This is a genomic window from Hungatella sp. (assembly GCF_046966825.1).
The window spans coordinates 27,367-50,714 of the sequence record NZ_JBKVCZ010000038.1 but is presented as its reverse complement, the minus strand read 5'-3'; the positions used below and the strand labels follow the sequence as shown (position 1 = coordinate 50,714).

At 50.7% G+C, this 23,348-nt stretch carries 18 protein-coding genes and 1 pseudogene; 12 read left to right on the top strand and 7 right to left on the bottom strand.

What is annotated here, in order from left to right:
• From ACLTD4_RS14000 to ACLTD4_RS13960, 9 genes are all read left to right on the top strand, one after another.
• The coding region (locus ACLTD4_RS14000) for a helix-turn-helix domain-containing protein (RefSeq protein WP_412331364.1) at window positions 1-233 on the top strand (233 nt) is incomplete at its 5' end.
• The gene (locus ACLTD4_RS13995; RefSeq protein ID WP_117621829.1) at window positions 208-1,710 is read left to right on the top strand and encodes a sulfatase; all 1,503 of its coding nucleotides are present in this window, start codon (window positions 208-210) and stop codon (window positions 1,708-1,710) included. The genes ACLTD4_RS14000 and ACLTD4_RS13995, both read left to right, overlap by 26 nt.
• A 64-nt stretch (window positions 1,711-1,774) precedes the next feature.
• Window positions 1,775-4,177 carry a leucine--tRNA ligase gene (gene leuS / locus ACLTD4_RS13990; protein ID WP_117621830.1) on the top strand — a complete coding sequence of 801 codons (2,403 nt, stop codon included), beginning with the start codon at window positions 1,775-1,777 and terminating at the stop codon, window positions 4,175-4,177.
• Between the two features lie 345 nt (window positions 4,178-4,522).
• A complete protein-coding gene (locus ACLTD4_RS13985) occupies window positions 4,523-5,599 on the top strand; it encodes an ABC transporter substrate-binding protein (RefSeq protein WP_117621831.1) in 1,077 nt (358 codons plus the stop codon).
• Between the two features lie 19 nt (window positions 5,600-5,618).
• Window positions 5,619-6,404, top strand: a complete 786-nt coding sequence (locus ACLTD4_RS13980; protein ID WP_002600431.1) for an ABC transporter permease — start codon at window positions 5,619-5,621, stop codon at window positions 6,402-6,404.
• Between the two features lies 1 nt (window position 6,405).
• Window positions 6,406-7,203: an ABC transporter permease gene (locus ACLTD4_RS13975; RefSeq protein ID WP_117621832.1), complete on the top strand. Its 798-nt coding sequence runs from the start codon at window positions 6,406-6,408 to the stop codon at window positions 7,201-7,203.
• On the top strand, window positions 7,179-7,958 hold the full coding sequence (locus ACLTD4_RS13970) for an ABC transporter ATP-binding protein (RefSeq protein ID WP_055655546.1): 780 nt from the start codon (window positions 7,179-7,181) through the stop codon (window positions 7,956-7,958). The genes ACLTD4_RS13975 and ACLTD4_RS13970 overlap by 25 nt, the downstream gene beginning before the upstream one ends.
• A gap of 11 nt (window positions 7,959-7,969) precedes the next feature.
• On the top strand, window positions 7,970-8,719 hold the full coding sequence (locus ACLTD4_RS13965) for an ABC transporter ATP-binding protein (protein WP_110325894.1): 750 nt from the start codon (window positions 7,970-7,972) through the stop codon (window positions 8,717-8,719).
• 122 nt (window positions 8,720-8,841) lie between these two features.
• Window positions 8,842-9,672: a MerR family transcriptional regulator gene (locus ACLTD4_RS13960; RefSeq protein WP_117621833.1), complete on the top strand. Its 831-nt coding sequence runs from the start codon at window positions 8,842-8,844 to the stop codon at window positions 9,670-9,672.
• A gap of 174 nt (window positions 9,673-9,846) precedes the next feature.
• On the opposite strand, the pseudogene ACLTD4_RS13955 reads toward ACLTD4_RS13960, so the two are convergent.
• Window positions 9,847-11,045, bottom strand: a pseudogene (locus ACLTD4_RS13955) (coenzyme F420-0:L-glutamate ligase).
• 269 nt (window positions 11,046-11,314) lie between these two features.
• Between ACLTD4_RS13955 and ACLTD4_RS13950 the strand changes: the two are divergent.
• Window positions 11,315-13,012: a glycoside hydrolase family 13 protein gene (locus ACLTD4_RS13950; RefSeq protein ID WP_117621835.1), complete on the top strand. Its 1,698-nt coding sequence runs from the start codon at window positions 11,315-11,317 to the stop codon at window positions 13,010-13,012.
• Between the two features lie 175 nt (window positions 13,013-13,187).
• Here ACLTD4_RS13950 and msrB read toward each other — a convergent pair whose 3' ends face one another.
• The 3 genes from msrB to ACLTD4_RS13935 form a co-directional block, all read right to left on the bottom strand.
• Window positions 13,188-14,180, bottom strand: coding sequence for a peptide-methionine (R)-S-oxide reductase MsrB (msrB, locus tag ACLTD4_RS13945; protein WP_117621836.1), 993 nt, complete (start codon window positions 14,178-14,180; stop codon window positions 13,188-13,190).
• A gap of 122 nt (window positions 14,181-14,302) precedes the next feature.
• Window positions 14,303-14,758, bottom strand: a complete 456-nt coding sequence (gene mscL, locus ACLTD4_RS13940) for a large-conductance mechanosensitive channel protein MscL (RefSeq protein WP_055655536.1) — start codon at window positions 14,756-14,758, stop codon at window positions 14,303-14,305.
• 142 nt (window positions 14,759-14,900) lie between these two features.
• The gene (locus ACLTD4_RS13935; protein WP_055655534.1) at window positions 14,901-15,695 is read right to left on the bottom strand and encodes a MerR family transcriptional regulator; all 795 of its coding nucleotides are present in this window, start codon (window positions 15,693-15,695) and stop codon (window positions 14,901-14,903) included.
• Between the two features lie 262 nt (window positions 15,696-15,957).
• Between ACLTD4_RS13935 and ACLTD4_RS13930 the strand changes: the two genes are divergently transcribed.
• A complete protein-coding gene (locus ACLTD4_RS13930; protein ID WP_117621837.1) occupies window positions 15,958-17,253 on the top strand; it encodes an FAD-dependent oxidoreductase in 1,296 nt (431 codons plus the stop codon).
• Window positions 17,254-17,376: 123 nt separating this feature from the next.
• On the opposite strand, the gene ACLTD4_RS13925 is transcribed toward ACLTD4_RS13930, so the two are convergent.
• The 3 genes from ACLTD4_RS13925 to ACLTD4_RS13915 all read right to left on the bottom strand — a co-directional run bounded on the left by ACLTD4_RS13925 (window position 17,377) and on the right by ACLTD4_RS13915 (window position 21,172).
• Complete coding sequence (locus ACLTD4_RS13925) at window positions 17,377-17,727, bottom strand: hypothetical protein (RefSeq protein WP_002600418.1); 351 nt, start codon at window positions 17,725-17,727, stop codon at window positions 17,377-17,379.
• A gap of 131 nt (window positions 17,728-17,858) precedes the next feature.
• Window positions 17,859-19,709: an asparagine synthase (glutamine-hydrolyzing) gene (asnB, locus tag ACLTD4_RS13920; protein WP_117621838.1), complete on the bottom strand. Its 1,851-nt coding sequence runs from the start codon at window positions 19,707-19,709 to the stop codon at window positions 17,859-17,861.
• A 92-nt stretch (window positions 19,710-19,801) separates the two neighbouring features.
• Complete coding sequence (locus ACLTD4_RS13915) at window positions 19,802-21,172, bottom strand: citrate transporter (protein ID WP_117621839.1); 1,371 nt, start codon at window positions 21,170-21,172, stop codon at window positions 19,802-19,804.
• A 139-nt stretch (window positions 21,173-21,311) separates the two neighbouring features.
• Here ACLTD4_RS13915 and ACLTD4_RS13910 point away from each other — a divergent pair, with 139 nt between their 5' ends.
• Window positions 21,312-23,168: an ATP-dependent nuclease gene (locus ACLTD4_RS13910; protein ID WP_117621840.1), complete on the top strand. Its 1,857-nt coding sequence runs from the start codon at window positions 21,312-21,314 to the stop codon at window positions 23,166-23,168.
• Window positions 23,169-23,348 lie beyond the last annotated feature (180 nt).

Here is a 23,348-nt window from a genome sequence, read left to right as displayed (position 1 = left end):
TTTTTAAGGAGGAGACAGGCTGTACCTACAGCACATTTCTCTCTGAGACAAGGCTTCAGAAGGCGGCTTATCTGCTGTCCCATACACCGGAGCGCGTCCAGAAGATCGCGGAATCGGTGGGATATCCGAATGTCAGTTATTTCTCGACGACTTTTAAGAAACGCTACGGGGTCAATCCCTATGAATACAGGAGAGGAGAAGAAAAAGATGCGGGTAATCATGGTAATGTTTGATTCATTGAACCGGAATATGCTGAATCCTTATGGAGGGAACCTGGCGGCTACGCCCAACTTCAACAGGCTGGCGGAGCATTCCGTCACATTTGACAACTGCTACGCGGGGAGTCTTCCCTGTATGCCGGCCAGGCGGGAGCTTCACACGGGGCGGTATAATTTTCTGCACCGGAGCTGGGGGCCGCTGGAACCATTCGATGATTCCATGCCGGAGCTTTTAAATCACAGCGGAATTCATTCCCATATGGTGACGGACCATTACCACTATTTTGAGGATGGGGGCGCCACCTACCATACGAGATACCGGACTTGGGAAGGCTTTCGGGGGCAGGAGGGGGATGCCTGGAAGGGCGTTGTTTCCCCGGATCAGATTCCGGAAGGATACAGAAACCGCTGTGACGGGGTGGCAGATAACTGGGAACACAATTGGGTTCCGCAGGATTTTGTCAACCGTTCCTATATGGAGACCGAGGAAAAACAGCCGCAGAGCCTGACGTTTGAAGCCGGATGCAGTTTTATCCGGACAAATCACGGGGCGGATCAGTGGTATTTACAGATTGAGACCTTCGATCCTCATGAGCCGTTTTTCTCCCAGGAAAAGTTTAAGAAGCTGTTTCCGGATCCCTATAACGGCGGCGTCTATGACTGGCCGGATTACCGGAAGGTGGATGAGCGGGACACGCCGGAAGAGATTCTTCACCTGAGGGCGGAATACGCGGCGCTGCTGACCATGTGTGACGAGAAGCTGGGAGAGGTGCTGGACCTGCTGGACGAGTACGGCATGTGGAAGGACACCATGGTCATTGTAAACACAGATCACGGTTTTCTGCTGGCTGAGCACGGTCAGTGGGCCAAATGCCACTGCCCTTTCTACAATGAAGTGGCCAGAATCCCGCTGTTTATCTGGGATCCGGTGACGGGGGCCAGGGGAATTCACGCGGACAGCCTGGTTCAGACCATCGATCTGCCGGCGACGATTCTCACTCAGTTCGGGCTCTGGCTGCCGGAGGACATGGAGGGAGTTCCGCTCCAGCCGGTGCTTGCAGACGGCGGGAAAGCGGTGAGAAAAGCGGCGCTGTACGGCATTTTCGGAGGGCAGATCAACTGTACCGACGGGAGGTATGTCTATATGAGGAGTCCTGTGGATACAGATACCGGGATTTATCAGTACACGCTGATGCCGACCCGTCATGGCGGCCGCAGAGCGTTTATCGAAAACGGGGAACTGGAGAAGATGACGCTGTCAGAAGGCCTGTCCTTTACCAAGGGGCTTCCGGTCTTAAGAATTCCATATGAGAAGGAAGCAGGCCAGGCGAAGTACGATACCATGCTGTTTGATCTGGAGAATGATCCCGGCCAGGAGCATCCGATACACGATGAAGAGGCAGAGCGGTATATGGCAGCGCTCATGGCGGAACGGATGAAGGAAAACAGCTGCCCGGAGGAAATGTTTATGAGATACGGCTTAAAAAAGTAAAACCTTGCATTTTATGGAAGGAATCTATATAATGGTCGTATCAGCAAAAAAATGGAGGCAGATTATGAAGCACGATTTTAAAAAGATAGAACCCAAATGGCAGAAAAAATGGGACGAGGCCGGTATCTTTCAGGCTGTGGACAACGACGAGAGACCGAAATTTTACGGTCTGGTAGAATTTCCGTACCCGAGCGGAGCCGGTATGCACGTCGGCCACATCAAGGCGTACTCAAGCCTGGAAGTCATTTCGAGAAAGCGCAGGATGGAGGGATATAACGTCTTATTTCCCATTGGATTTGACGCCTTTGGACTCCCGACAGAGAACTACGCAATCAAGACAGGCGTGCACCCGAGAAAGATTACAGATGACAACATTGCCAGATTTTCCAATCAGCTGAAAAAAGTGGGATTCTCCTTCGACTGGTCGAGAGTTGTCGACACGACGGAGGAAGATTATTATAAATGGACCCAGTGGATTTTCTTAAAGATGTTTGAAAAGGGCCTCGTGTTCCGTGACACGGCTCTTGTCAACTACTGTCCTTCCTGTAAGGTCGTTTTATCCAACGAGGACAGTCAGGGCGGAAAGTGCGATATCTGCCACAGCGACATCGTTCAGAAGTCCAAATCGGTGTGGTTCTTAAGAATCACGGAATACGCGGACAAGCTCTTAAATGGCCTGGATACCGTGGATTACCTGCCGAATATCAAGCAGCAGCAGGTGAACTGGATCGGCAAGTCGGAAGGCGCATTCGTGGATTTCAGCCTTGCAGACAAGGACGAATCCTTCCGCATCTATACGACACGTCCGGACACGCTGTTCGGCGTCACCTTCATGGTTATTGCGCCGGAGCATCCGATGATCGACAAGTACGCGGATGAGATCGCCAATATGGATGCGATTAAGGCGTACAGAGAAGAGTGTGCGAAGAAGACGGAGTTCGAGCGCACCCAGCTGGTAAAAGAGAAGACGGGAGTCTGTATCGACGGACTAAGCGCGGTTCATCCGCTGACCGGCAAGAAGATTCCGATCTATATTGCGGACTATGTTATGATGGGATACGGCACCGGCGCGATTATGGCGGTACCAGCCCACGACGACCGTGACTATGAATTTGCCAGGAAGTTTGGCATCGACATCGTGCAGGTAATCGAGGGCGGCGATATTACCGAGGCCGCGTACGCCGGCGACGGCAGGATGATCAATTCCGATTTCTTAAATGGCCTGACGAATAAAAAGGACTCCATCGCCCGCATGGTGAAGGAGCTGGAGAAGCTGGGTGTCGGTGAAGCCGGTGTTCAGTATAAGATGAAGGACTGGGCATTTAACCGTCAGAGATACTGGGGAGAGCCGATTCCGATCGTTCACTGCCCTGACTGCGGCGTCGTTCCGGTTCCTTATGAGGAGCTGCCGCTCCGCCTGCCGAAGGTGGATAATTTCGAGCCGGGTCAGGAGGGAGAGTCGCCGCTTGCCGGAATCGAATCCTTCGTAAACTGCACCTGCCCGAAGTGTAAGGGAGCCGCGAAGCGCGAGACGGATACCATGCCTCAGTGGGCCGGATCTTCCTGGTACTTCTTAAGATATATCGACCCTCATAATCAGGAAGCGCTGGCTGATCCTGAGAAGTTAAAATACTGGATGCCTGTTGACTGGTACAACGGAGGCATGGAGCACGTAACACGCCATATGATCTATTCCCGTTTCTGGCACCATTTCCTGTACGATATGGGAGTGGTGAACACGGAAGAGCCTTATGCGAAGCGTACCGCTCAGGGTCTGATCCTCGGACCGGATGGGGACAAGATGAGCAAATCCAAGGGCAACGTCGTGGATCCGCTGGACGTTGTGGAAGAGTTCGGTGCGGACGTTCTGCGTACGTATGTCCTGTTCATGGGCGATTACGGCGCGGCTACACCGTGGAGTGACAGCTCCGTAAAGGGCTGTAAGCGTTTCCTGGAGCGTGTTGCCGGACTGTGTGAGATGGCCAGCGGAGAGGGCGCGACACCGGAACTGGAGACCGCGTTCCATAAGACGATCAAGAAGGTGTCGAACGACCTGGAGGAAATGAAGTTTAACACAGCGATAGCTGCACTCATGGGCCTGCTGAACGACATTTATGCGAAGGGGCAGATCACGAAGGACGAGCTCATCATCTATATCAAGCTGTTATGCCCGATCGCTCCGCATGTGTGCGAGGAGATCTGGGAAAGCCTGGGCGGAACGGGATTCCTCTCCATGGCGAAATGGCCGGTATACGACGAGGCAAAGACCATGGATTCAACCGTGGAGGTCGGCGTGCAGGTGAACGGAAAGCTCAGAAGCGTGGTGGCACTGCCTGCAAACTGTGATAAGGAAGAGGCATTTGCCATTGCGGTGAAGGACGAGAAGATCGTACCGCTGCTGGAAGGAAAGACGATAGTAAAAGAGATTTACGTTCCTAATAAGATCGTGAATCTGGTAGTGAAATAAATAAAAAGTAATATCCATTCACGGAAAAACGGGTAAAGAATGTCACTCTCTTTACCCGTTTTTCTGTGCCTCGTGTAAAAAAGTCAAAATATAGAAACAAAAGTAAGAATTTAAAAAGTGATTTTCGGTCCGTATGGTCGTTTGATCTGAAATGCAAAAGAAAAGTAAAATAATAGAAAAATCAGCCCCTGGCAGCCGGGCTATAATGGGCTCATAAGAGGAAAACACGGATAACTTATGAGTTGGTTGCGGCAAGTCGAGTGTTCATGTGTTTTCCAATTGACAGTAAGGACCTATTATAACGAGCCAAAGTATGAAGCTCGTGAAATACCAGGAGGAATCGATATGAGACAATGGAAAAAAGTATTACGTTCAACTATGGCCCTCGGCCTTGCACTTGCACTGACAGCCTGTGGAAGCGCGGGCAGCAGCCAGAGCAGCACTGCTGGAGGAAAGGATGCTAAGGCGGAGGCGTCAGGGGATCTGCCGGTGCTTCGTGTGGCAATGATGCCGTTTATCACAAGCCTTCCGACAGAGTATATCAGGAAGAATAAGCTGGATGAGAAGGCCGGATTTAAAATGGATACCATCATGTTTGCAACAGGTGCTCCCATGAATGAGGCGCTGGCCGCCGACTTGTGGGATGTGGGCTCCATGGGCGCCGCGGCCGTCACCGGTGTGGCAAACTATGACATGATGATTATCGGGGAAGTCCTGGAGTCGACAGACGGCCTGGGAGTCTTCGTAAAACCGGATTCACCGGCAGCGCAGGAAAAAGGCTACAATCCATCGTATCCCAATGTCCTCGGAAGCCCGGAGACGGTGAAGGGAATGACGATTCTTCTTCCGATCGGCACGGCTCAGCATTTTACCACATTAAAATGGCTGGAAAAACTGGGACTGGGTATCACCGATGTGAATATCGTAAATATGGATACGGCACAGGCCTACCAGGCACTTTTAGCAAACCAGTGTGACGCGGTAGCCTTAAATGTACCGACGTTCTTTGAAGCCGTAGATGACGGCATGGTGCAGGTAGGAAATCTCGCCGATTTAGGAACCCGCTACGTGGACATGGTTGTAGGCAATCGAAAAGCAGTGGAAGGAAAATCGGAGCTGGTTCAGAAATATATGGACTGTGTTGTGGAAGCCTGCAAGGTGTTAAATGAAGATCCCGACATGGCGGCTGATTTGATGGTGGATTTCTTAAAGGATGCGGGAGCAGAGGCCAGCAGGGAGAGCTGTGTCAGCGACTTGGGACGTGTGCAGTTTATCACCGCGGCTGACTGGAAAGACCGTACTTTAGGCAATTTCGCAAGGGAACTGGGAGAATTCTACATAGGCTTAGGACAGCTGGAACCGGAGCTGATGGACAAGTTTGACAGCAACATCGATCCGGAGTTTGTCAAAGGGGTAAATTAGAGAAAGTGAGGGAACGCAGATGAAAGAAATTGCTGCAAAGTATAAGTACCGGATTCTGTCGGTGTGCTCGGTTATCACCGTCCTGTTTATCTGGGAAATGGCAACCGATATTCTGCATCTGATTTCTCCCATGATGCTTCCAAGCCCGGCAAAGGTACTGGACACGTTTGTCTACAAGCTGACAGGAGGGGTCAATCCGGATGGAGCGACCCTTCTCCAGCATATCGCGGCCAGTATGAAGATTGCTCTTGGAGGATACGTGGTGGGAGTGTTGATCGGAGTGCCGCTGGGAATTGCCATGGCCTGGAGCCGTAAATTCGAGATGTTTGCCAAACCGCTGTTCGATGTAATCCGGCCGATTCCGGCGCTTGCGTGGATTCCGCTGATGATTCTCTGGCTGGGAATCGGTTACTGGTCAAAGGTAGGAATTATCTTTTTTGCGGCGTTTATCAGCGCAACCATTAACTCCTATGCCGGAATCAAGAGAACGAGCCAGGTTCATTTATGGGTAGCCAGGACGTTCGGTGCATCCAACAGGCAGATGCTGTTTAAGGTTGCAATACCGACGGCTCTTCCCATGATTTTTACCGGCTTAAGGCTGGCACTCGGTTCTTCCTGGGTAGCTCTGGTGGCAGCTGAGCTCTTAGCAGCGACGAGAGGGTTAGGCTACATGATTCAGGTGGCAAGGATGCTGGGACGCCCCGATGTCATCATCGTGGGAATGATCACCATCGGTGTGATCGGTTATCTGCTTTCCTTTATCCTGGAAAAGCTGCAGAATAAATTCGTCAAGGGAGGAAAATAGAATGGAAAGCGCATCCAGCCGTTTTTTTAAGAGAAATATGGCCGCCGTCATGACGGTTGTGGCATTTGCCTCCCTGCTTATCGTATGGGAAGCCGTGGCCCGGTTTACCAATGCAAAGATGTTTCTCCCTCCTGCATCGGAAATTCTGTGGAAATTCTTCGAGAGCTTTACGGTACCGATCGGAAGGCATACCATGCTGGTGCATATCGGCGTAAGTCTCTACCGCGTAGGTGTTGCATTCTTCTTTGCGACAATTGCCGGCATTGCGTTAGGCGTGTCCATGGGGTATTCGAAAACTGTGGAAGCCATCATCAAACCAATCTTTGAATTTATCCGCCCCATTCCGCCTCTGGCATGGATTCCCATGTCTATCCTGTGGTTCGGACTGGGCGATCAGAGTAAGTTTTTCATCATTTTCCTGGGCTGCTTCTGCTTCATTACGGTCAATACGTATGACGGAACGAAAAATGTGGACTCTGTCCTTTTAGGAGCTGCCAGAATGCTGGGGGCCTCGGAACACCAGGTGTTCTTCCGGGTGGTTCTGCCCTCGTCGATTCCTTATATTTTCGCAGGGCTTCAGATCGCCATCACGGCCGGCTGGTCGGCCGTCGTCGGTGCGGAAATGGTGCGTTCGGATGAGGGCGTTGGCTGGCTCATCGTCATGGGAATGACAAACGGAAACACCGTTCAGATCATGGTAGGAATGCTGGCTATCGGCATTGTTGGATACGTTCTGGCAACGGCCATGGCAAAACTGGAAGGGAGGTTGTGCATATGGAATCAGCAGCAGGGACTGTAAATGAGGTGCTTCGGTGCGGCCACGTTTCCAGGGAGTTTGACAGCTACGACGGCTCCGGAAAGAACCATGTGCTGAAGGATGTTGACTTTTCTGTCCGTGAAAATGAATTCCTGGTGCTTTTCGGACCGGGACAGTGCGGGAAGACTACACTGCTCAATATTCTGGCAGGCCTCGACACCCCTACCTCCGGTGAGGTCATCGATCACGGCAAAAAAGTGGAAAAACCGGCGCCGGAACGCGGCGTTGTGTACCAGAAGACGGCGCTCTTTCCGTGGCTTACCGTCATGGGAAATGTAGAGTTTGGACCCAGGGTGCGTGGCTTAAGCAAGGATGAGCGGAAAAGAAAAGCGGATCATTATATCGACCTGGTTGGATTAAAGGGATTTGAAAAGAGCTATCCCTCCCAACTGTCCGGAGGCATGCGTCAGCGTGTCGGAATCGCCAGGGCCTACAGCAACAATCCTGACCTGATGCTCATGGATGAGCCCTTCGGCCATCTCGATGCTCAGACCCGTTATATGATGGAAGAAGAGCTGCAGAGGATCTGGCAGAAGGAAAAACGCACGGTTATCTTTGTCACAAATAACATCGAGGAGGCCTTATTTCTGGCAGACCGGATTATTCTGATGACAAACTGTCCATCCACCATAAAGAAGGAATACATCATCGATATGCCGCATCCGAGAAGCTACGTGGACCCTGAATTTCTCCGCCTCCGCCAGGAGATTACGGAAAATATGGATAAATCGCTGTAAAGGAGGCGCTCATGGAAGAAAAAAGGGAAACAAAAGTAAAGGTAATGAATTTGACGAAGAAGTTCGATGACCTCCTCGTGCTGGATCATATCTCTTTCGATGTGAAGAAAGGGGAGTTCCTGTGCATTGTCGGTCCTACCGGCTGCGGCAAGACGACCTTTTTAAACAGCCTGACGAAGCTTTACCAGCCAACAAGCGGAGAGATCCTGATTAACAATGAGCCTGTGGATTTGAATAAACACAGCGTCGCTTACATTTTTCAGGAGTATTCCACCATGCCATGGCTGACGGTGGAGGAGAATGTGCGGTTTGGTCTGGAGATTAAGCACACGGATCAGGAAACCACGGACCGGAAGGTAAACGAGTATTTAGAGGTGGTAGGCCTTACAAAATACCGGAAGTACTATCCGGATCAGCTCTCTGCCAGCATGCTGCAGAGGGTGGTAATCGCCAGGGCGTTTGCCACGGAGCCGGAGCTGCTGCTGATGGATGAGCCGTACGGACAGCTGGATATCGAACTGAGATTCAAGCTGGAGGACGAACTCTTAAATCTCTGGAAGAGGAACGGGACTACGGTTATCTTTATTACCCATAATATTGAAGAGGCGGTTTATTTAGGGGAGCGGATTCTGGTGCTTACCAATAAGCCTACCAGTATTAAGAAAGAGATTCGAAATGATCTGCCGAGGCCGCGGGATATTGCGGCGAAGGATTTTGTGGATTTGAGAAATGAAGTGACGGATTTGATTAAGTGGTGGTAAATTCTAACGGTATAATTTTTCGCTTTTCAGTCTGGACCTCTGAGCTGCATAATTTTATTTTTTCTATTGACATTAAACCTTGTTGAACCCTTATAATGAGGGAAAGAAGGAGGCGAAAGACAATGAAAATTAAGGATATGGAGCGGCAGGTGGGAGTTACGAAGGCGAACATCCGCTTTTACGAAAAAGAAGGGCTTTTGTCACCGGCACGCGGTGAGAATAATTACCGGGAATATACAGAGGAAGACAGGGAGGTGCTGGAGAAAATCAAGTATCTCCGGATGCTGGGAGTCACGGTTTCCGATATCCGGCAGTTTCAGCAGGGGAAGCGGTCTCTGGCACAGCTCCTTAAGGAGCGGGAGTATCAGCTGAAAGAGGAGGAGGCCGCATTGAACCGGATGAAACTGGTCTGCCTGGAATTAAAGAAGAGGGACTGGGATTTTCAGACGCTCGATACGGGGCTATTTGATCTGCAGATGAAGGTTTTAGAGCGGAGAGGGGCGGAACGGCTGAAGAAAGACAGAACAGAGCCTGTGATAAAGCTGAGACGGATTGTCTGGTTCTTTGCCATGTGCGGAATCACGTCGCTGGTATTTTTCCCGGTGAACTCAGTCCTTAGAATACCGGTTTCCGAGACAGTCATGACCGTCTGGACACTGGCCGTCACGGTGCTGGCTCTGGCGGCCTCTGTCTTGCTGGCCTCCGCAGCCGGACATGGGGAGGAGGAGACAGAAAAGAGAATGCGGGGAGAACGGCTGGTGAAGCGCGCCGAAAACAGACGCCTGCGGTATGAAAGACAGATTGTGGGGTTAAATCAGATCTGTCTCGCCAGCCTCTTCGTGATCCCATTCAACCGAATGCTGGAAATCCAATGGCCATTGTGGCTGACGGCAATCTGGTTCGTGCTAGTCTTTGGATCGGCCATAGCGGTAGCGGTGGTAAAAAATATATGAGCGTTCAGACTTTACCGGAATTTACTGTTTCATGTATCATTGCAGTAAATAAGCAGGGATCATAAATAACAGATAAGCCGGCAGCAAAAAGGAACCGGCGCCCGCCAATATACATTGGCCGGACGCCGGTTCCTTTTTATTCCCGAGAGCATGGAGCCGGACGGACAAGCTTCCTTACTTCGTGTAATTATCAAAATATCCCTGAATGAAGATGATCGGTGTTCCCTTATCTCCGGAACCGGAGGTTAAGTCACATAAGGAACCGATTAAATCCGTTAAACGTCTTGGGGTGGTACCCTGGGAAGCCATGTCGCCCACCAGATTGTCATCCTTTGTACGGATTCTCTCAGAGATGGCCTTCTTTAACTCCTCACCGCTTAAATCGGCGAAATCGTTATCCGCCAGGTATTTTAACTTAAGCTCGTTGGGCTGTCCTTCCAGACCTTCCGTGTAAGCCGGTGAAACGACCGGATCAGCAAGTTCCCAAATCTTTCCGACCGGATCCTTGAATGCGCCGTCGCCGTAGATCATCACTTCCACGTGCTTGCCGGTGCGCTCCATCATCATCTGATGAACTCTGTCAACGAATGGCTGGCAGTCGCGCGGGAACAGCTTGACAGTCTCTTCTGTTGCCTTGTTGGAACCGAGGAGTCCGTAGTTCTCATTGTAACCGCTTCCGTCGATGGATGCGGTCATGATGTCATCGAGACAGCAGACCTTTTTCGCTCCTGCAGCCAGAAGGCGGCGTTTGCTTCTCGCTCTGGTGTGGATGTCACAGCAGATCACGTTGTCCGTATACTTTAAGATGGTGCGGCAGTCATTGGCCAGAACGACCTCGACCTCTGCGCCCTGCTCTTTGATCACGTCCTTGTAGTACTCGATATAGTCAACACCGGTGAAGGTGTGCTTGTTATAGCCGAACAGCTCTCTGTATTTCTCTTCGCTCAGCACATCAGCCCATGGATTCACGCCCTTTGCATCCAGCTCATCCTCGTCGATTAAGTGGTTGCCGACTTCATCGGAAGGATAGGAGAGCATAAGCACGACCTTTTTCACGCCGCGGGCAATTCCCTTTAAGCAGATGGCGAAACGGTTACGGCTTAAAATCGGGAAATAACTCCGACTGTCTCATCACCGAATTTCTCCTTTACATCCGCTGCGATGTTGTCGATGCTGGCGTAATTGCCCTGTGCTCTTGCAACGACGGCCTCCGTAACGGCAACAATATCTTTATCCTGAATCTCAAAGCCGTAGCGGCTGCTGGCGGCAGCATCTATAACGGAATCTACAACGATTTTTGCAAGGTCATCTCCTTCACGAATAATCGGTGCACGTACGCCTCTTGAAATTGTCCCTATCAAACGTTCTTCCATAGTCATCATTTCTCCTTATCATTATCTTTCGCATTTTCCCCTGTTTAGAAAAAGACTGCCTATCTATTATAAAAGAAAAATCATAAATATACAAACGTTTTTTAGCAAAATGCGGTATTTTTTGTACTTTCTCCGGCCCGGAGCACGGTTTTGCAGGGGCGCGGCAGAGAAGACAGCAGAATTGTGTTAGAATTGGGAAGTATACTGCAAGAAATGTAAGAGGCTCCGTATTATAATGACAATACATTTGAGACAACAGGAGGAAGACCATGGAAAGAAAATGGTGGCATGAGAAAATAGCCTATCAGATTTATCCCAAGAGCTTTAACGACGGCAATGGGGATGGAATCGGTGATTTGAGAGGAATTATAGAGAAACTCGATTATTTGAAGGAACTTGGTATTGATATTGTATGGATATCGCCGATCTACCAGTCTCCCTTTGTGGACCAGGGGTATGACATTTCCGATTACTATAAGATTGCCCCGGAGTTCGGCACCATGGAGGAGTTCGATGAGCTTCTGGCCGAGGCGAAGAAGAGGGGGATCGAGATCGTTATGGACCTGGTGATCAACCACTGCTCCGACCAGCATGAATGGTTTCAGAAGGCGCTTGCCGATCCATACGGCGAGTACGCGGACTATTTCTACTTTGAAAAGGGCAGGAACGGCGGTGCACCCAGCAATTACCGGTCTTATTTCGGAGGAAGCGTCTGGGAGCCGGTTCCGGGTACCGACCTCTACTATCTGCACCTGTTTGCAAAGGAACAGCCGGATTTAAACTGGAATAATCCGAAGATGAAGGAAGAACTGTTTGCCATGATCCGCTGGTGGCTGGAAAAAGGGGTGGCCGGATTCCGGATCGACGCCATCATCAATATTAAAAAGGATCCGAATTTCCCGGATTTCCCGGCAGACGGTCCCGACGGGCTGGCTTCCTGTACCAAAATGGTGGAAGAGGTCGAGGGGGTCGGCGAGCTGCTGGAGGAGCTGCGGCAGAAGGCCTTCGATCCGTATCAGGCATTTACGGTTGCGGAAGTATTTAATATGAGGGAAGAGGAACTGAAGGAATTTGTGGGGGAAAATGGTCACTTTTCGACGATGTTCGATTTCTCTGCTCATCTGCTGACAGGAGGGGAACACGGCTGGTACGACGCAAAGCCAGTCAAATTCTCCGAATGGAAGAAGACCGTAATCGAATCCCAGCTGGAGGTTCAGAACGTGGGTTTTCTGGCCAATATCATCGAAAATCACGATGAGCCCCGTGGTGCGTCCACGTATCTGCCGGAGTATGCGGTAAATCCCAGAGGAATCAAGATGCTGGCGGCTGTTAATATCCTTCTTCGCGGCCTTCCATTTCTCTATCAGGGACAGGAGATCGGAATGAGAAACTGCCCCATGGATTCCATAGAAGATTACGACGATATCAACACGAAGGATCAGTACCGGACGGCTCTGGAGGCTGGGTGTACAGAGGAAGAGGCACTTGACGCCTGTATCCGTTACAGCCGCGATAACGCGAGGACACCGATGCAGTGGAGCCATGAGAAGGAAGCCGGATTTACGACGGGAAAGCCCTGGCTGAAGGTGAATCCCAATTATACGGAGATCAACGTGGAGGACCAGTTAAATGACGAGGATTCAGTCCTTCATTTCTATAAAAAGCTGATTGCCCTTAGGAAATCGGAAGCGTACCGGGAGACACTGATCTTTGGCAGGTTCGTCCCGGCATTTGAGGCGGATGAGGAGGTCTTTGCTTTCTATCGGGAAAGCGAGAGCGGAGATCGCGTATTTATCGCTGCCAATTTCGGAAAAGAAGAGAAGACGCTTACGCTTCCGGAGAAGAGGTATACGGTTCTCCTGACGAATGATGACAGTGCTCCGGAGGGGACGCTCAGTACCCTGGAGAATGACGGCACACTTTGCCTGAAGAGCTGCGGAGCAATCGTTTTGCGGGAAGAGGCATAGTTTAGAAAAATAGAAGTAAGTAACGGTTTATAACGAAAAAGAACCGGGAGCACCTGTTTCCGACCGTCCGAATTATGGAGGCCGGGCTGGTGCTCCCGGTTCTTTTCTTTATGCATACATGATTCTAATCGTTTTAAGTTCGGTTACCTGGCCGCCCGGGGTATCTCTGGTGGTCTCAGACGAGATCCATATAATCCCGGTAGCCCTCTTTTTCCATCTCTTCATACGGGATGAAGCGAAGAGCCGCGCTGTTGATACAGTACCGCAGTCTGCCCCTGTCGATGGGGCCGTCGTCGAAGACATGGCCAAGGTGGCTGTCTCCCGCCCGGCTTCGGACTTCCGTCCGTTCCATGTGATGGCTCTGATCTTTCAGTTCCTTTACCGAAAGGGATTTGACAGGCCTCGAGAAGCTGGGCCAGCCGCATCCGGAGTCAAACTTATCAGAGGAGGAGAAGAGCGGTTCCCCCGTAACGATGTCCACGTACAGTCCGCGCTCGAAATGATTGAAATATTCATTCCGATAGGGATGCTCTGTCGCCTGATTCTGTGTAACCTCAAACTGAAGCGGCGTCAGCCTGCTTTTCAGCTCTTCCGGAGAGGGTACCGTATAGCTGCGCTCTTTTCCAGGGCCTTCGACGGAATCGTGAGCCCTGCGAAGCCGTTCCTCCTCGTTAAATACATCCGCTTTTCTGACGTCAATATGGCAGTAGCCGCCCGGATTCTTCTTTAAATAATCCTGATGATACTGCTCCGCAGGATAGAAATTGTCAAGCGGAAGCACCTCGGTTACGACCGGGACGGTATACTTTCTCTGCTGTCTGGAAATGGCGGCTAAGATGGGTTCCCTGTCCGCCGGATCTTCGTAATAGATTCCGGTGCGGTACTGGGTTCCGCGGTCGTTTCCCTGCCGGTTTAAGATGGTAGGGTCGATGACTGCGAAATAAGCCTCCAGCAGAGTCGAAAGCTCCGTCTCCTCCGGACGGTAAATGAGTTTAACCGTCTCCGCGGCGCCGGTAGTGCCGGTGCAGACCTGTTCGTAAGTGGGATATTCCACCAGGCTGTTTCCGTATCCGACCTCTGTTTCGCAGACGCCGTCCAGTCTGGACATGTATTCTTCCATGCCCCAGAAACAACCGCCTGCCAGGTAAATGGTTTTATGCTGATTCAAATCGGCAGCCTCCTTTCCGATGCTGTTTCTTACGATTCCCTGATCGGACAGTCTTTATTCCCGCGAGCAACGAGCCAAACGGACACGCTGGCGCGTCCATTTGGCGACTGCCGCAGGAAATACTACTCGGCATTCTGCTGTGCTTTCAGCAGATCGCGGATTTCCGCCAGCAGTTCTTCCTGTGTCGGGCCGGCTGGTGCAGCTTCTTCCTTTTTTTCTTCCTCGTGACGGAGACGGGAACTGATCATGGCTACCGCCTTGATCATAAAGAACATACAGGCGCCGATAATCAGGAAATCCAGAATATTCTGAAAGAAAAGCCCGTAGCGGACAGCAGCTTCGGCCTTAATAATTTCGCCCGCCGCATCTTTTACAGCCGGGCTGAGAACAATTTTAAAGGTATCAAAATCAGCGCCACCCGTGACTGCGCCCAAAAGCGGCATCAGAATATCGTTTACCAGAGAGGTAACGATCTTACTGAACGCCCCGCCTATGATGACGCCGACGGCCATATCGATGATATTCCCTTTCAGAATAAACGCCTTGAATTCCTGCATGACTCCCTTTCCCTTACTCATGATTAAATCCTCCTTCTCTTTTGTGGAGTACCCTCACAAATCTGGATAGAAAGATTTTCCGAGAGTACTCTGGTACTTCATTGCATAAATGACACAGCAATAGTGGAAAATCATCTGAGGAAAGGACGTCGGTTTACAGCTGTTACTCCTTTAACGGCAGATACAGTTCGATGTAATAAACTGGCTGGCTGACATCGGCCTCCTCCGGCACAGCTGTCTGCATCTCATCGACCGCGCAGCTCAGCAGAAATCCGCCGTAGGCCGTACCTTCCAGCTTATATCCCTGATCTCTGGCCCAGCAGACCGCCTTCATGATGGAGCGGGTGTCCGGGATGCGGCTGGCGGATGCGATAACCGTATAGACGCACCGCTCATGCTGAATAAAGAGGCGGCCGGATAACTGTTCCTCCAGTCCGATGATGGCAGCGGTATCTGCGGCGAATAAGTAGTATTCATCCACCTGACCCGGCATGCCTTCCCTGAGTTGATATTCCTGATAGATATAGCATAAATCATGAACGGCCAGCTTGTCAATGAGAGTCTCATCAACCTTGTAATAGCGGCGGAGCGGACGTATGTCATAATCATTTAAATAATCGTCAATATTTTTATAAAGCTGAGTAAGATACTTTAGATGGATCAAAGAACGCCGGTGCCGTTCCACTTCCCGTTCTTCCTCTGCTATTTTTTCCTGAATCATGGTATAATAAGAACCAAAGGAACTCTGATGAAGGATTCGGTTGATATCCTCAATGCTGAAGTTCAGCCTCCGGTAGAACATGATGTCGAGAAGCTTTCTCATATCCTCATAGCTGTAGCACCGGTAGCCGTTTTCCAGCTTCTGCGGAGTGATGATGCCCTTTTTTTCATAAAAACGGAGCGAGTCGCGGCTGATGCCCAGTCTTTTCGACACGTCTCCAATCGTATACTGCTTCATAATAGGATCCCCTCTTTTATTCTTGCGAAGGCAGCGAGCAAGGTAAACATGCTGGCATGTCCATTTAACTGCCATTCCCTGATATTTTAGCACAAATAGCACGGGAGGGGACCTTACAGTTTTCTGTCTACGTTTACAAAATTTTAACGAAGTTAGTCTTGTAAAAGGAAGACAAATGTGATATTATTACAATAATAGTAATTAATACTGATTTTAACAAATATAGGAAATGATACTATGAGAGTCGGAAAGGGGTATTCACATGGGTGAAACAAAAAAGAAACTGGTAAAATGTCTGGTATGCGGCGCGGTATTTGAAGATGGGGTAAGCGTATGTCCCGTATGCGGAGTGGGACCGGAGAACTTCATCCCATTTACGGAGGAGGAGAAGTCCTTCCACAGAGACACGGAAGAGATATTTCTGATTCTGGGCGGCGGCGCGGCGGGGTTAAACGCGGCAGAGGCCATAAGAGAACGGAATTCCACAGCCTCCATCGTGATGGCGACGAACGAGGAGATACTGCCCTACAGCCGTCCCATGCTGACGAAATCCATGCTGGGAGAGAACAACAGGGAACAGCTTCTGGTTCATGACGCACCGTGGTATGAGGAAAACCGGATTTTAACCCTGACAGGAAAGACGGCGGAGAGGATCGATCCGGAGTCCAGAGAAGTGACCTTTTCGGATGGAATCCGCTTAAAATATGACAAGCTGGTTTACGCCCTGGGTTCGGAATGCTTTATTCCACCGATTCCAGGTCATGATAAGCCGCAGGTTATAGCGATCCGGAGAATCACCGATACGGAAAAAGTAGGCGCCCTTCTTCCTCAGACGAAGCACGCCGTGGTAATCGGCGGTGGTGTTCTGGGACTGGAAGCAGCCTGGGAACTGAAAAAGGCGGGCCTGGAGGTGACGGTTCTGGAACTGGCGCCGCAGCTGATGGGCCGTCAGCTGGATGCGGGAGCCGGTGAATTCCTGAAGGATCTGATTCAGAATGTAGGAATCGCCATCTATTTAAATGTGAAGATTGAGGCGATCGAGGGAGAGACGGATGTGACGGGAGTGCGTCTGGGCGACGGCACCGTAGTTCCGGCTGAGCTGGTGGTAGTATCAGCCGGTGTCCGTGCAAATGTCGGTGTGGCAAAAGACGCGGGAGCGGAGATCGGAAGAGCCATCAAGGTCAATGCATTTATGGAGACCACCATTCCGTCCGTATACGCATGCGGAGACTGCGCCGAGTATGAGGGAATCAACTATGCGATCTGGCCGCAGGCGGTGGAGATGGGCAGGACAGCGGGCGCCAATGCGGCCGGCGACGGCCTTGTTTACCACACCGTACCCGCAGCACTTACCTTTAACGGTATGGAAACTTCCCTTTTTGCCGTGGGCGACGTGGGAAAGAATTCCGAAATTGAGTATACGGTGAAGCACGAGGAAGACCCGGAAAAGAAGATCTATAAGACCCGGTATTATGCGAATGGCAGATTGACCGGAGCGATTCTCATCGGTGATACGAAGGAGATGCAGAGCGTGACGGAGGAGATGGAGCAGGCGTAAAATTTCCGAAATAGCATGGCGGGAAGTAATGAATTTTAAAATATATTCTAAATTAATAGAAAACAGCGGCCACGTGTATTGTGTGCCGCTGTTTTACTGTTGTCAGTTTTGCCGCTATCTGCTCTACTGTTTTCCGCGAAGTGCCTGAAGCGTATTCTGAATTTCTCCGCGAAGTGCTGTTTTGTCAGCCGGTACGGAAGCGATCATCTGCTGAATACGGCTCACGCAGTGATCGTTGCCGACTTTTGCGAGAGATTTAAGTGCAGCCACTTTTACTTCATCTTCGGGTGAGTCGAGGAGTGCCATCAATACATTGCTGGAATCGTCGCCCACGGCTGAAGCACATGCTTCTGCTAAATGTACCTTTGTCTCTGAATCAGAATTTAAATAACTTTTCTTGATCTTATCCCATTTGCCCTTCTGAACCAGTTTTTCTAATGCTTCTGTTGTTGCTCCTTTTGATGAACCAAACATATTATTCCCCTTTTCTAAGTGTAAAAACGTCTAAAAATATTATAACATGAATATTTCATTTTACAATACAATTTGTCGGAAAATAATCACCAAAATTATTAAATGTATATAAAGTGTGCGCGGCCAGCGTCTTAAACCAGGGAAATCTTATAGGCCTTCATCCAGTAATCGATCTGAAGTATATAGGCCAGCATCTGCGGACCGGCCATCAGCTGGCCGTACCATGGTTTTCCGTAATCGGAGGGATTTTGAAGAAACGTCTCCAGTTTTTTTCTGTCCAGAAACTGCATGACAGGCGAGGACGAATCGTTCATGATTTCGAGGACACGGCTGGTGAGGAGTTTTTCGTAATTCGTGTCGTAAGTCTTCGGATAGGGCGATTTCCTGCGGAACAGGATATCGTCGGGCAGAAGGCCTTTCCCGGACTGACGCAGAAGGTTTTTGACCAGGCCATCCCTCGTCTTCATATCCCAGGGGACATTCCAGACGTATTCCATGATCCGGTGGTCGGCAAACGGCACCCTGGCTTCCAGGCTGGAATACATGCTGGCGCGGTCCATGCGGTTTAAAAGCGTCTGCATGAACCATCGAAGATTTAAGTAAGAGATTTCCCGGCGGCGCGCCTCTGTGGGCGAGTCTTCGGACAGGGCAGGAGTCTCTGCGACAGACCGCTCATACGTTTCTTTGACGTATTCGTCCATCTGCAGGTAATCGAGAAAATCATCTTTCAGAAGGACTTTTCTTGCCTCTAAGTCCATCGTCCATGGGAAGGTGTGGGCCCGGAAGCATTCCTCCTTGTGGAACCAGGGATAGCCGCCGAATATTTCATCGGCGCATTCGCCGGTCAGGGCCACCTTGTTATGCTCCTTGACCAGAGAGCAGAAATGTAGCATGGACGAATCGATGTCTCCCATGGCGGGCAGATCGTGGGCCAGCACCGAATCACAGAGACGGTCGGCCTGATCGGTGTTGCCGCACTCCAGATAGTGGTGGTCGGAGTCCAGAAACTCCACCATACGGTCTACAAACGGTCGGTCCTGAGAGGGCTGGAAGGAATTGGCCTTGAAATACTTATCATTGTTCACAAAATCAAAGGAAAACGTGGTCAGTTTTTTTCCCTGCTTTTTAAGCTCCGCGGCGCAGACGGCGGAAACCAGGCTGGAATCCACTCCCCCGGAGAGGAAGGTACAGATGGGAACATCGGAGACCATCTGGCGTTTGATAGAGTCCTGAACGAGAAAGGCCGTCTTCTCAATGGTCTTTTCGTAGCTGTCCTCATGAGGAAGGCTCACTAATTTCCAGTAACAGTGGGAAGAGACGCCCTCGGGGGAACAGATGAGAAAATGGCCGGGGAGAACTTCCTCCATACCGGCAAATACACCACAGCCATACGTTCTGGCGGGACCGATGGAGAAGACCTCATTCAGTCCCTTCCGGTCCAGTTTCGGTCGGATGCCGGGGACAGCCAGGATTCCTTTCAGTTCCGATGCGAACAGTATCTCGTCGCCGCGGACCGTGTAGAAGAGCGGCTTTACACCCGCCCGGTCGCGGAACAGGATGACACGGTCGTGTAAGGCGTCGTAAAAGGCGATGGCAAAGATGCCGTTCAGCCGCTTGACAAAGTCGGGGCCGTATTCGATACATCCGGTGAGAATCACCTCCGTGTCACTGGTGGTGGCGAAGGAGTGTCCCTGCGCGCGCAGTTCCGTCCGCAGCTCCTCCGTGTTATAAAGCTCCCCGTTGTAGGCGATGGAATATGTGCGGCCTCCGGCCTCCTTTTCCATGGGCTGATGTCCGCTGACTAAGTCTATGATGGACAGACGGGCGTGGGAGAGACCGGTATGTTTGCTCAGGCAGACGCCGGAATCGTCGGGGCCGCGGTGTCTTTGCACCGCGGCCATGTCTTTTAAGATATCCCGGTAACGGGCCTCCTCTTCTAAGTAATTGCGATGCGGGTTATAAAAGCCTGCAATTCCACACATGGCAGATTCCTCCATTTCATTAAGATGCGTGATTCCAAAAGTGCAATTTGATAAAGCGTGATTCAGGATACGTATTTCCGTTACTGTTGCTGCTACAACAGAAGGCTGCCGGTTAAAAAGGCAAAGAGAAAACCGATTAAGACCGGCGGAAGATTCTTACGGGCCAGGTCTAAGGGGCTGACGTTGCAGATTGCGGCCACGGGGATAAGCCCCCAGGGAACGATGGTACCGCCTCCCACGAAGATCGCTGTGATCTGGCCGAGAGAAGCCAGCACCGGTACCGAAGCGCCGACGGCGGTGCCGAAGGTGTGTGCCAGGGAGCCTGTCAAGGGAAGACCGGAGAAACCGGAACCGTCGAGACCGGTCAGACTGCCTACGACCATCTGGATAAAGGCTGCCATATATTTGTTTAAGGGCGCATTGTGAGCCAGCCAGACGGCCCAGTCATTCATGATGCCGCTCTGGTACTGATCGCCCATGATCGTGGTAATGCCGCTGCCGCCAAGGAAGAAGAAGGCGCCGATGATAATGACGGGGGCGAAGATCTTGATGGCGAAGAGAAAGCCGCCTGTCACGTAATCGGTCACCTTTTCCAGCGACTGTCTGCCAAATCCGGCGACTGCGCCGGCACACATCACCAGTACGGCGGTGCCGGAAACCATGCTGGTGGCGTCTCCGCCCTTTAAGTCAAAGGCCAGCATCAGAAGAATATCGGCGAGAAAGGCCGCGGGAGTGAGGACCGCGATGGCGATGGCCGCTTTCGTCACTTTCTTCCGCTCCTCAGGCAGGGCCTCTGCGGACACGGTCTCGGTGGCTGCCATACTCTTACGGTTTAAAAGATATGCGGCGGTTACGGTGACAATTCCCATGACCCAGAAAACGGGACGGCCCTGGGTGAGAATATCGGAAGTGGAAATTCCGGCGGCACCGGCGGAAATGGCAGGCGCACCCTGGATGACGAAATCATAGCTTAAAGCGATTCCGTGACCGAAAAGGTTCATAGCCATGGCTGCGGCGAGCGGTTTTAAACCGGCCTTGACTGCAAATGGCAGCATAATCGCGCCGACTAAGGCCACGGAAGGTGACGGCCAGAGGAAGAGGGAGAAGATCAGCATGGTGATTCCGAGAATCCACCATGTGACGGAGGGGGTCTTCATGATTTTCGACATGGGGACCATCATCAGGTAGTCGCTGCCTAAGTCTTTTAAGCATTTGGACAGAGCCGTTACCAGGGCGATGGTGGCTATGACTTCCATGAATTCTTTCGCAGCGAACAGAATAGAATTAAACACGGTCATGATTCCGCCTGTTATGGAACCAAGACCGATGACTCCGAGGAGAAATAAAAAGGCGATACAGACGGCGGGGGTGTCTTTTCGCAGGACCATGACAGCGAGAATTACAAGAACACCGATTAGATAAACATAGTGCAGAGGGGTCAGCACTACGGCAGAATCGAACATAAGAACCACTCCTGAATTTAGAATATAATCCATAGTATGAAGCGCGGGAAGGGCCAGTGCTCAATAGTTGCGAAAATTTCAGCGGAAGCTTGAAATTTGCCCTGGCATCTCCTATACTTAAACCTAAAGGAGAACACATATGCAGATCACATCAGTCCACATCAGGAATTTTAAATCCATCCGTGAGATGGAGATTCATGGTATCGAAAATGCCCTGATTCTGGTGGGAAAGAACAACACGGGGAAGACCTCGGTGCTGGATGCCATCCGTGTGGTGGCCGGTTCTTACCAGATACGGGAGAGCGACTTTAATGAAAGAAAACAGAATATTGAGATATCCATCACCCTGAATTTTACAGAGGAAGATCTTCATATGTTCCACCGGGCGGGAATCGTGAGCCAGTACAAGCGGTATGACGCATGGCGCAGGGATTTCTGTACAAAGCTGCCGTCGTATGAGGAGGAGGCCCTGTCATTTACATTTGTGGTAAACTGGAAGGGGGAGTCCCGCTTTTTCGATGGATATAAGAAGAACAACCGGTATATCCAGGAGGTATTTCCCAGGATTTATTATATCGATACCGAGCGTCAGCTAAAACAGTTTCAGGATGATCTGTTCATGTTCCAGGAGGATGAGCAGCTGATCAGACTGCGCGCCCACGTCTGCATGTTCGATGCGGCAAAGGAGTGCAACCAGTGTTTCAAATGCATCGGTCTGATCAATCAGAAAAAACCGGAAGAATTGAAGCTTTACGAGACGTCCAAGCTTCTGGAATATAAGATGTATCAGCTTAATTTAAAAGAGTTTACGGAAAAGGTCAACGCCAATTACAGAAAGAACGGCGGATTCGAGGAAATCAAGTTCACCTTGAACTGCAATCCGGATGAGATGTTTCATGTGACGGCGGAGACGTACCACGAAGAACACGGGCGGCTGAACCCCATCGAAAATCTCAGCGGGGGCATGAAGAGCATCTATATGCTGTCGCTGCTTCAGACGTACACGGACGATGAGAAACGGATCCCCAGCGTGATCATTGTGGAAGATCCCGAGATTTTCCTTCATCCTCATTTGCAGAAGATATCCAGTGAGATCCTGTACCAGCTGTCGAAGAAGAATCAGGTGATCTTCACGACCCATTCGCCGAATATGCTGTTTAACTTTACCAGCCGCCAGATCCGCCAGGTGGTGCTGGACGAGGAAGACTATTCCGTGGTGCGCAAACGCACGGATATCGACGCCATTTTAGACGATCTCGGTTATGGGGCCAACGATTTCCTGAACGTGAGCTTCGTCTTTATCGTGGAGGGAAAACAGGATAAGAGCCGGCTGCCGCTGCTGCTGGAGAAGTATTATTCGGAGATTCACGATGCTAACGGCAATCTGTCCCGGATTTCGATTATCACCACCAACAGCTGTACCAATATCAAGACGTACGCCAACTTAAAATACATGAATCAGGTGTATTTGCGGGATCAGTTTCTGATGATCCGCGACGGTGACGGAAAGAACCCGGAGGAACTGGCGGGCCAGCTCTGCCGGTACTACGACGAGCGGAGCCTGGAGGATGTCGATAAGCTGCCGAAGGTTACGAGGAGAAATGTGCTGATTCTCAAGTACTATTCCTTTGAAAATTACTTCTTAAATCCAAAGATTATGGCAGAGCTTGGAATTGTGAAGAGCGAGGAGGCATTCTATGAGACGCTCTTTTCCAAATGGCAGGAGTATTTATACCGCCTGCAGTCAGGCCGCCATCTGACAGAGGTGCTGGGAGGGACGCTCTCATCTGTGGAAGAACTGAAGGCGCATATGGAAGAGTTTAAGATCTATATGAGAGGCCACAACCTCTATGATATCTTCTATGGCCCGTATAAGAAACGGGAGACGGAGATTCTGAGAAAGTACATGGAGCTGGCGCCGAGAGAGGATTTTAAGGACATATTGGAGGCCATCGACCGGTTTGTCTATTTTGACAGCAGGAAAGTGGACGCTTAAGGCATGAGGCCCGGCCGCCATGGAAATGAGAACTGACAACCGATAAAAGTTAGGAAAAGAGAGGTGAGATGGCATGTTAATCGCTCAGTTTTTACCCCTGATCTCAATCATTTTTACCGCTGTGCTGCAGTTGACAAAATTGGCTGCACTGATCTGTTTTATTCTGTGCTGTATCAAATA